This is a genomic window from Caldibacillus sp. 210928-DFI.2.18 (assembly GCF_020554505.1).
In the GTDB taxonomy this organism is placed as follows: Bacteria; Bacillota; Bacilli; order Bacillales; family Caldibacillaceae; genus Caldifermentibacillus; species Caldifermentibacillus hisashii.
This window is the reverse complement of the sequence record NZ_JAJCHL010000175.1, coordinates 1-1966: the sequence shown is the minus strand read 5'-3', so window position 1 is coordinate 1966 and position 1966 is coordinate 1. Positions and strand designations below refer to the sequence as shown.

Genomic DNA, 1966 nt, shown 5'->3' with positions numbered 1-1966 from the left:
CGGGAGTTTGACACTTGTGTTATGCAAAAAATTTCCAAAAAGCCCATTAAATGGGCTTTTTTTCTATATTTTTTTGTCAAATTTATTTCATATTTTTGTAGTAATATGCACGTACTATATGTTATACTTAATAGTAGGCGGTGATTTTATGCGTGTGAAAATTTCTGAATCCAAAAATTCTAAATCCCTTTACATCATCAAGTCAGTCCGAATTAATGGAAAAAGCACTTCAAAAATTGTAGAAAAACTGGGAACACTTGAAGAAGTTACATTGAAAGCCAATGGACAGGATCCCTATGAATGGGCGAAAGCGCGGGCGAAAGAACTGACTAAACAGGCAAGCATGAAAGAACCGGATATATTGGTAAAATTTTCGCCAAACAAACAAATCAAACCCAATCAAGATGTGCTGTTTAATGGGGGCTACTTATTTCTACAACAATTGTACTATCAACTGGGCTTACATAAGATATGTGGAAAAATAAGTCAAACACACAAGTTTGAATTTGACTTAAATGCCATTCTTTCACAGCTTGTCTATTCACGTATCCTGTATCCAGGATCAAAATTACAAGCTTTTCATACAATGGAGAAGTATATCGAACAACCTAGAATTTCGCTTCATCAGTTTTACCGTGCGTTAGAGGTTATCTCGAAAGAAAATGATTTTATTCAATCCCAGCTTTACAAAAACAGTCAAGATGTTATCCAGCGCAATTCGAAAATTCTCTATTATGACTGTACCAATTTTTTCTTTGAAATTGAGCAAGAAGAGGGACTTCGGCAATATGGACATTCCAAAGAAAATCGTCCCAACCCAATTGTTCAGATGGGATTATTTATGGACGGAAACGGAATCCCCTTAGCTTTTGATCTTAACGCTGGGAATACGAATGAACAAACCACACTCAAACCATTAGAAAAGAAAATCTTGAAAGATTTTTCTGTTTCGAAGTTTGTTGTTTGTACCGATGCGGGACTATCTTCTACAGCTAATAGAAAATTCAATGATTTAAAGAATCGCGCATTTATTACAACACAATCTCTAAAAAAACTTAAGAAGTATCAGAAAGAATGGGCGCTGGAAGAGACGGGATGGAGATCGGCAGACCCTAAAAATCCAAAAATATTTACGATTCAAGAAATCAATGCAATTGGAGATAAAAATTTAATTTTCTATAAGGAACGCTGGATTAATGAAGATGGGCTGGAACAACGACTCATCGTTTCCTATTCTTTAAAATACAAAGAATATCAAGAGAAAATCCGTGGAAGACAAATCGAACGAGCAGAAAAAATGATTGCCAGTGGCCAGAAACTAAAGAAGAAGAAAAATGCCAATGATGTGAGGCGTTTCATTAAACAGACCCATGTAACGGAAAACGGAGAAATTGCCGACAAGGAAGTTTTGATGCTAGATGATTCAATCATCAAGAAGGAAGCTCAGTATGATGGTTTTTACGCAGTTTGTACAAATTTAAAAGATGACGTAAGAGCCATACTCAAAGTGAATCAAGGTAGATGGGAAATTGAGGAAACTTTTCGCATCATGAAAAGTGAATTTAGTGCGCGACCCGTTTACCTTAGCCGAGATGATCGAATCAAAGCACACTTCATCACTTGTTTCATTGCCATGACAATCTTTCGTATTTTAGAAAAACGCCTAAAGGAAAAATTTACCTATGGTGAAATCATAGACACATTACGAACCATGTCTTTTTATGAAATTCCTGGTGAAGGAATGATTCCTACCTACACTAGGACTGAGCTGACGGACAAATTACATGAACAGGCTGGTTTTCGAACGGACTTTCAAATCTTACCTACGAAAACATTAAAAAAAATTTTAAAGCAAACAAAAAGGTAAAATAGTACTACAAATTGTTAAAAATAAAAAGGCTCTCAAAACGCTGCTAAATAAGCGTTTCGGGAGCTTTTTGAGCTCTACAAGTGTCAAACTCAAGAT

General features: G+C 35.7%; 1 protein-coding gene. It reads left to right on the top strand.

Annotation, left to right across the window (positions count from 1 at the left end):
• Positions 1–148: 148 nt before the first annotated feature.
• A complete protein-coding gene (locus LIZ98_RS17345) occupies positions 149–1867 on the top strand; it encodes an IS1634 family transposase (protein ID WP_041845722.1) in 1719 nt (572 codons plus the stop codon).
• Positions 1868–1966 lie beyond the last annotated feature (99 nt).

What these genes read in the sequence shown, in the direction of transcription:
- LIZ98_RS17345 (WP_041845722.1), top strand. Translation starts at nt 149, where the DNA reads ATGCGTGTGAAAATTTCTGAATCCAAAAATTCTAAATCCCTTTACATC.